Origin of the sequence: Methylobacterium sp. E-045, assembly GCF_022829685.1 — a bacterium.
In the GTDB taxonomy this organism is placed as follows: Bacteria; Pseudomonadota; Alphaproteobacteria; order Rhizobiales; family Beijerinckiaceae; genus Methylobacterium.
Map to the genome: position 1 here is coordinate 1 of NZ_JAKSYE010000012.1, position 4,649 is coordinate 4,649.

Annotated in this window: 4 protein-coding genes; 1 reads left to right on the forward strand and 3 read right to left on the reverse strand. The window is 56.1% G+C overall.

Annotation, left to right across the window (positions count from 1 at the left end):
* Nucleotides 1–356 precede the first annotated feature (356 nt).
* The 3 genes from MKK51_RS00665 to MKK51_RS00675 all read right to left on the reverse strand — a co-directional run bounded on the left by MKK51_RS00665 (nt 357) and on the right by MKK51_RS00675 (nt 2,771).
* Nucleotides 357–644 carry a hypothetical protein gene (locus MKK51_RS00665; protein WP_243974360.1) on the reverse strand — a complete coding sequence of 96 codons (288 nt, stop codon included), beginning with the start codon at nt 642–644 and terminating at the stop codon, nt 357–359.
* Between the two features lie 805 nt (nt 645–1,449).
* Complete coding sequence (locus MKK51_RS00670; protein ID WP_243974361.1) at nt 1,450–2,124, reverse strand: hypothetical protein; 675 nt, start codon at nt 2,122–2,124, stop codon at nt 1,450–1,452.
* Nucleotides 2,125–2,378: 254 nt separating this feature from the next.
* A complete protein-coding gene (locus MKK51_RS00675) occupies nt 2,379–2,771 on the reverse strand; it encodes a flagellar biosynthesis repressor FlbT (protein WP_243974362.1) in 393 nt (130 codons plus the stop codon).
* Between the two features lie 218 nt (nt 2,772–2,989).
* Between MKK51_RS00675 and MKK51_RS00680 the strand changes: the two genes are divergently transcribed.
* Nucleotides 2,990–4,649 (forward strand): flagellin (locus MKK51_RS00680; RefSeq protein WP_243974363.1); only part of this gene is annotated, 1,660 nt, incomplete at its 3' end.

The following is a 4,649-nucleotide window of genomic DNA, read 5'->3' on the forward strand; positions in this document are numbered from 1 at the left end:
ACGTCTTCGGCCTCAACGCCTAAGCTGTTGAGCCGGTTCGTGGTCGGAGCTGTGAAACGGTCCCGGCGGCGGCAAACACGTTAGCGGCCAGCCGGGCGAAGCGTTCCTGATGCGACCCTGACCCCCGAACGCTTGAAGTCGGGTAGGGCTTGCAGGCGCCTTCCCGGCGCAGCGTCTGCAGTGCGTGCTGAAGGTCGGCCGCCGTGTTCGTCCTGCACTTGCCGGGATGGCAGGGACGGCAGCCTAGGGGGATGGTCTGGAAACGAGAACGCCCGCGGGCCTTGCGGCTGCGGGCGTGCGTCTCGGGACGGTGGGTTTCTGCAACGAATTGCCCGTCGGGTCAATGGGAGGTAGACCTACGGCTTCGACATTTGCTGCTTGATCTCGAGGGTTGCCTCATCCGCCTTCTCAGAAAGAACGGATTTAATTCCAGCGGGAACTACAGCCCAGCCAACAGCCGCCAAGAAGACAATTGTAGCGATAGAATAGGCAAAGCTCTCCATTACGCCCAGCCATCCAAGAAGCATTGGAACAAGGCTGATCAGCAGCGCCACTCCAAGGCTTTTTGTTAGGTAAAAGACAGATATAAAGCATATTATAGCAAGCGCTAAAGGCTTGAAAAATCTACCAATATTTAGTTCCATCACCGGCCTCTCATAATGAACCAATGCGAGGTGCGCCCATGAAATCATGGGCCCTGGAGCCTATCGCCCAGCGACCGCAACAAGGCGATACAACCTTTTCGATTAATTTTCGCGAAAAACGTGAGTAGTTTATTGTACCAAAATGGCGCTAACTACCTAGCCTGCCGACATAAAGTAGGAGCGGAGGTCGCCCGCCTTATCAATTGTCAACTTAATAGATAAGGGTTGGTTTCGTCGCTGACCTAGAAACCAGACACCCTTACCTTCATCGGCTCTTGATCTGATTTCTTGCGTTTTGCAAAATATTTCCGCCGAATTCGGACAGATCTGACTTTATATCGTCCGGAAGCACACCTAGAAGTATTGTCGCGATGAACACGACCGCAGTGAACACATATCCAAAATTCGAAAAAATACCAATTAATCCAAGTATAAGTGGGAGCATTGCCACAAAAAGAGAAAGAGCGATATTCCCGGTAGTGTAATAAATACAGACCATGCATAGTATAAAAAATACTACCGGCTTGCCATATCTTGCAATATCGAAGTCCATCGCCCTCAATCAACCTGTTGTGTACATAAACCTGAAATCGTCAACTCCTGACGAGCGATCCATAATACGATGCGTGCGCCTAGTACCCAACAAATCGTCAGGTTGCAACGAAGGGTGATTCGGCCACGGCAGAATGAAGTTGCCTGCGTCAATTTATCCTGCGCAATACCAAGCGATCAGATGCAGCATCAACGTCAGGCGCGGGCAGGAAGTGGTTCGGGCTCGCAAAAACAGCGCGAGCTTGCCTATGCATTAAAGGTCCCCCGCACGCGCGGAGTACCGATCTTGTGGCGTCGTCGGCGTCGGCCCGTGGGCTGTGTGCTGCGCCTCGGTCAGCTCGTCGAGGAGCCAGCGGAACCGCTTGGCGATGTCGGAGGAAGCGCGCTCGCTGGCACCGCGCCCGCGGGCCTCGGCGTAGCTGGAGAAGCTGAACCCCTCGGCGAGGATGGAGCGGAGGAAACGGACGCCGCTGTCCCCGATCACGCGGGCCGCGCGCTCGTTCATGGCCTTGACCGCCTTCGCGGTCTCGATCCGGCCGAGCATCCGGATGTCCTCGATGGTGAAGGCGTGGGAGACGACCTGCGAGCCGGGGCCGGTGCCGGACGTGGTGCTGTCCCAGGTGCCGCCGGAGCGAACGCCGAGTTGCTTCTCCCAAAGGGCTTGCAGTGAGCGGCCGACCAGGAACTGCGCTTCCGTGATGCGGCCGGCGGAGCGCTCGGCGGCGAGGACGTCAACGCGGCGGTTGACGGTGGTGGTGACGAAGGCGCTCGCGTCGTAGGGATCGCGGAAGGTGCCCGTGTCCTCGACGACCTCGACATCCCGAGCGGTGATCGGTGAGAGTCGGATGTTCTTGTTACGCCGCGTCGACGGCGCCACACAGGTCGCGGTCTTACGGGTGGTGGACGACTGCTTGGCCGACGCGGTCACGGTGGTGCCCCTGTGCAGGTCCGATCCGTATCGCCGGGCCTGATTTCTCCGTCGTTTTGCTCTGGCACGAATGTCAATGGAAGAAACATCGCAGGAATGCCGTGGCATGCTGATCGACCTGCCGCATTACGACATTCGCTTCCGACCCGCAGCGGTCAATGGATAGATGCTTGGACCTTCTCACTCAAAAAACGCCACCGTCCGACCACGATCACCTCGTCCTAATAGCCGATAGCTACTGAGTTATATTGTTGTCAGCTGGCTTCAGCCTTTCCAAACTCCGCAGCTTCTAGGGCCATCAAAGCTTTTCCCTTCTTAAAGGCCATGTGAGCCTTCTTTTCGCTCAGCAGGTTTTGTATTTCCAGGATCTGAGGAGCCACTGCAGGCATCTTTTGTAATATTTGAATAGCTAGTTTCGAAAGCTCGTTCAGCTCCTCGAATGGATTTTCTTTAAGCACGATCTGTTGCAGGACAAATGCGAGCCGGGAACACGGTAAATATACATCTCTTTCACTGACCATTTCGCTTTCACGAAGTATTCGGCAGTGATTTTTGATAACCAAGCTTGTGGCAGAGCCAGAATTGCAAATCTCAGCACCGTTTACGAAAACGGTTTCCCCTGGCCTGATTGTAAGCTTCAAAGCCATTACTTAACTCCTTTTGAGCTAACGGAATCATCTCGACAAGCTTGTCGCTCGAGCCAGAAGGCTACGTTTGCAGGGTTAATGATCCATTAACCATACGGTAGAAAGGAGGTAGGGGCTCGGAACTGAGCGCATTGATTTAATCCCGGGTTAGGAAATTCGGGCTCTTGGTGACGTGCCTTCGAAATTAGAGGGTTCTTAGATCCAAAGGATCAAAATCAATGTCTTCCGGCATCACCCTTACCGCTGCGACCCGTCAGAACCTGCTCTCGCTGCAGGGTACGGCCGATCTGCTGACTCAGACCCAGAACCGTCTGTCGACCGGCAAGAAGGTCAACTCTGCCCTCGACGATCCGACGAGCTTCTTCACGTCGCAGTCCCTGTCCGGCCGCTCGGGCGATCTCGGCTCGCTCCTCAACGGCATCTCGAACGGTGTCCAGACGATCCAGGCCGCCAACCAGGGTATCACCTCGATCCAGAAGCTGGTCGATTCGGCCAAGTCCACTGCCAACCAGGCGCTGGCCGACAAGAGCGCCGTAACGAGCGGTACGCCGGCAACTTCCGCAATCCTTTCGGCAGGGACTTCTTTCCAGGGTACCTCCACGGCTGCCACCGACGGCACGCAGGACTTCTCGGGTACCCGCAATGCTGTGTTCACCGTGAACGATGGCACCAACACGACCACTATCACTCTTGACGCTTCCACGCTGAGCGGCGTGACGAGCAACGTTGGCAAGGCGACCGCTGACGACGTGGTCAAAGCAATCAACAACCAGCTTGCCAACGATACCTCGAACCCGGCCGCGGTCTCCGCTTCGAAGACGACAGATGGTCGGATCGTTTTCACATCGACCGCGACTGGCAAGGACGCAACGGCAACAGTCACCAATTCGGCGAACAACGAAGTCGACCTTGGTTTTGGTGTTTCCACGACTGCGCTGTCGGCAAAAGGTGCGGACGCCAAGAACGGGGCAATCGCCGCAAAAATTGAAGGCCTGTCGATTGCTGACCTTGCAGATGCAGGAACCGGTATCGACTTCACGACTGCTACGGCGGATTTCAACATTCAGCTTGGTTCTGGCGCTGTAAAGACAATCAAGTTGGATGCAGCTAGCTTGGCTGATGCAGCTGATATTACTGCTGTTACCGGAGACGAAGTTGCTACCGCAATCCAGTCTCAGCTGGATGCGGATACAGGTTTCAAAGGTAAGTTGACTGTAACCAATACCGATGGCAAGCTGAGCATCACCTCCACCGGGGCCGGCTCATCTGAAAAAATCACCGTTGATGCATCCAAGGGTGGTGATACGGATATCGGTTTTGGTGTCGCCGGAGCTAGCACCAAGGCTATCGTTGCGAGTGGCGAAGGCTCTGCTAGCGGGACGAACGCAACCCGGCAGTCCTTAGCCAAGCAGTTCAACACCTTGCTCGATCAGATCACCCAGCAGGCGAAGGATTCGAGCTACAACGGCATCAACCTGCTTTACCGCTCGGGCTCCGATGCCAAGGAAAACTCCTTGAAGGTCACCTTCAACGAGACGGGTTCGTCCAGCCTGAACATCGAAGGCGCAAAGCTCGACTCCGATGGCCTTGGCCTCACCTCGATCACCGGTGGGTTCCAGTCGGACGACGAGATCAACAAGGCTCTGACGGCCATCACGGCTGCCACCAGCCAGCTTCGCGCCCAGTCCTCGACCTTCGGCTCCAACCTCTCGGTGGTGCAGAACCGTCAGGACTTCTCGAAGAACCTGATCAACATCCTCGACACCGGCTCGGCCAACCTGACGAACGCGGACCTCAACGAGGAAGCCGCCAACTCCCAGGCCCTGTCGACCCGCCAGTCCATCGGCATCTCGGCCCTCTCGCTGGCCAACACGGCCC